Source organism: Mycobacterium sp., assembly GCF_049585075.1.
Classification (GTDB): Bacteria; Actinomycetota; Actinomycetes; order Mycobacteriales; family Mycobacteriaceae; genus Mycobacterium.
In genome coordinates, this window is the sequence record NZ_JBAUZA010000494.1 from 1 (window position 1) to 3,272 (window position 3,272).

The 3,272-nt window shown below is 66.4% G+C and carries 3 protein-coding genes and 1 pseudogene; all 4 read right to left on the bottom strand.

Annotation, left to right across the window (positions count from 1 at the left end; genetic code table 11):
* Window positions 1-147, bottom strand: a pseudogene (locus tag WB785_RS23195) (NUDIX hydrolase); the annotation flags it as partial.
* Window positions 144-986: an ABC transporter ATP-binding protein gene (locus tag WB785_RS23200; protein WP_424082203.1), complete on the bottom strand. Its 843-nt coding sequence runs from the start codon at window positions 984-986 to the stop codon at window positions 144-146. The pseudogene WB785_RS23195 and the gene WB785_RS23200, both read right to left, overlap by 4 nt.
* A 62-nt stretch (window positions 987-1,048) precedes the next feature.
* Window positions 1,049-2,284 (bottom strand): phosphoserine phosphatase SerB, encoded by a 1,236-nt coding sequence (gene serB / locus WB785_RS23205; protein ID WP_424082205.1) that lies wholly within the window; start codon window positions 2,282-2,284, stop codon window positions 1,049-1,051.
* Window positions 2,285-2,299: 15 nt separating this feature from the next.
* On the bottom strand, window positions 2,300-3,272 hold a 973-nt coding region (locus tag WB785_RS23210; protein ID WP_424082207.1), incomplete at its 5' end, for a cytochrome c oxidase subunit I.

Here is a 3,272-nt window from a genome sequence, read left to right on the forward strand (position 1 = left end):
GGGAAACACCATCACCCCGGCAGCGAACTCCATCGCCGAGTGCCGGCGCATCAAGAACACCGAAACGCCGTCTGAGCCCTCGCGGACCAGCATCACAGTCGCCGCGGGCCGCGGCGTCAGCGGAGGCTGGTCCTGCGGTGAATTCACAATCGCCTCCGGTGGGCCGCGCGGGTGCGAGTGCGCCGGGCGAAGTAACGCCCGTCGATCGAGTCGACCGTGATCGCCTGGCCGAACGCCGCCGATAGATTCTCGCCGGTCAGCACGTCGGTCAGCAAACCCGCTGCGACGACCTGTCCCTCCGACATCAGCATGCAGTGGCTGAACCCAGGCGGAATCTCCTCGATGTGGTGACTGACCAGGACCAGTGCCGGAGCATCCGGGTCGGCAGCCAAGTCGGTCAGCCGCGCCACCAGCTCCTCGCGGCCACCCAGGTCCAAACCGGCCGCGGGTTCGTCGAGCAGCAGCAACTCGGGGTCGGTCATCAACGCCCGCGCGATCAGCACGCGCTTGCGCTCCCCCTCCGACAGCGTTTCGTAGGTCCGGTCGGCCAGATGCTCGGCGCCCAGGCTTTCCAGCATGTCAATCGCCCGGTTGTAGTCGACGTCGTCGTAGCGTTCGCGCCACCGGCCAAGCACCGCGTAGCCGGCCGACACAACCAGGTCGCGGACCAACTCGTGGCCGGGAATCCGTTGCGCCAGTGCTGAGGAACTCAAGCCCACCCGGGCGCGCAGCTCGGACATGTCGACCCGGCCGAGGCGCTCACCGAGCACGTAGGCAACGCCGGACGAAGGGTGCTCGGCGGCGGCGGCGATGCGCAACAACGACGTCTTGCCGGCACCGTTGGCCCCGATGATCACCCAGCGTTCGTCGAGTTCGACCGACCAGCTCACCGGCCCAACCAACATGTGGCCATCCCGGCGTAGCGAAACGTCTGTGAAGTCGATCAGCAGATCGGGGTCGGCTGCGTCGCTTCCGGTTTCGCCCACCCGACCATCGTGCCGTACTGCGACGCCGCGACGGCTGTCGGGTCAGTCCCTCGCGAGCAGACCTATTCCGGTGGGATTTCGACGCGTCGCACCATGCCGTCGACCGCGTCGGCGGCCTCGATCTCGCCGCGGGTGACGCCGAGTAAAAACAGCACAGTGTCGAGGTAGGGGTGGCTCAGCGACGCGTCGGCGACCTCCCGCAGCGCCGGCTTGGCGTTGAATGCGATGCCCAGGCCGGCGGCGGCCAGCATGTCGATGTCGTTGGCGCCATCACCGACCGCGACCGTCTGTTCCATCGGCACGCCGGCCTGAGCCGCGAAGTCCCTGAGCGCCTTGGCTTTACCGGCACGGTCGATGACCGGGCCGATCACCCGGCCGGTGATCTTGTCGTCGACGATCTCCAACCGGTTGGCGGCGACGAAGTCCAGCATCAACTCCTCCGCCAGCGGTTGGATGACCTGCCGAAAGCCGCCGGAAACCACTCCCACGTGATAACCCAGCCGCCGCAATGTTCGTATCGTGGTCCGGGCGCCGGGGGTCAGCTCCAGCGCGTCGCCGACGTCGTCGAGCACGGCCGCGGGCAGGCCGGCCAGAGTCGCGACCCGCTGGTGCAGCGACTCGGTGAAGTCCAGCTCGCCGCGCATCGCGGCCTCGGTAATCGCGGCGACGGCATCCTGGGCGCCGACCCGGGCGGCCAACATCTCGATGACCTCGCCCTGGATCAGAGTCGAGTCGACGTCGAAGACGATCAGCCGTTTGGCCCGCCGGGACAGGCTGGTGTCTTCCAGCGCTACGTCGACGCCCACATCGGCGGCCACCGGCGTCAGCGCGGCCTGTAGCTGGCTGCCCACGCCGGGCGGCACCGAGACCCGCAACTCCAGACCGGTCACGGGGTAGTCGGATACACCGCGGATGACGTCGATGTTGACGCCCAAGGACGCGACCTCCCGGGCCACCGCGCCGAACGCCTCGGCGGTGATCGGCCGGCCCAGCACCATGATGGTGTGGGTCGACGGTTCCCGGATGACCGGCAGATCGTCGCTGCGCTCGATGCTGACGTCCAGGCCGACCTCGTGGATGGCCGCCTCGACTTCGGCTCGCAGCGCCTTGCCCTCGGCGACTTCCAGCGGAGCAGACACCAGCACGCCCAACGTCAGCCGGCCGCGGATCACCACTTGCTCGACGTTGAGCAGCTCGACGTTGTGGCCCGAAAGAACTTCAAAGAGCGCCGACGTCACACCGGGCTGATCCACGCCAGTGACGGTGATCAGCACCGACACCTTAGGCGGTGAGTTCACTAGCGGCAGCCGCCGCTACTGTTCAGCGGTCGCGCGATCCGGCTCAGTCCTGGGACCGAACCCGTTCGGCGACTCGCCGGCTGTGGCGTGGCGCCCCACGTGCGCCTCGGCGCGCAGCCGCTCAACCATGTGCGGGTAGTGCAGCTCAAAGGCCGGACGCTCGGACCGGATGCGGGGCAGCTCGGTGAAGTTGTGCCGGGGCGGTGGGCAGCTGGTGGCCCACTCCAGCGAGTTGCCGTAGCCCCACGGGTCGTCGACCGTGACCACTTCGCCGTAGCGCCAGCTCTTGAAGACGTTCCAGACGAACGGAATCATCGACGCGCCAAGGATGAACGCTCCGATTGTGGAGACGACGTTGTACATCTGGAATCCGTCGGTGGGCAGGTAATCGGCGTAGCGACGAGGCATCCCGAGGTCGCCCAGCCAGTGCTGAATCAGGAACGTGGTGTGAAAACCGATGAATGTCAACCAGAAATGCAGCTTGCCCAGCCGCTCGTCGAGCAACCGACCGGTCATCTTCGGGAACCAGAAATAGGTGCCGGCGAAGGTGGCGAACACGATGGTGCCGAACAACACGTAGTGGAAGTGCGCGACCACGAAATAGCTGTCGGTGACGTGGAAGTCGAGCGGCGGGCTGGCCAGCAGCACACCCGTCAGACCACCCAACAGGAACGTCAGCAGGAAGCCGACCGAGAACAGCATCGGCGTCTCGAACGTCAACTGGCCCCGCCACATCGTGCCGATCCAGTTGAAGAACTTGATGCCGGTCGGCACCGCGATCAGATAGGTCATGAACGAGAAGAACGGCAGCAACACCGCGCCGGTGGCGAACATGTGGTGTGCCCACACCGCAACCGACAACGCGGCGATCGACAGCGTCGCGTAGACCAACGTGGTGTAGCCGAAGATCGGTTTACGGGAAAACACCGGGAAGATCTCGGTCACGATCCCGAAGAACGGCAGCGCCACGATGTAGACCTCGGGATGA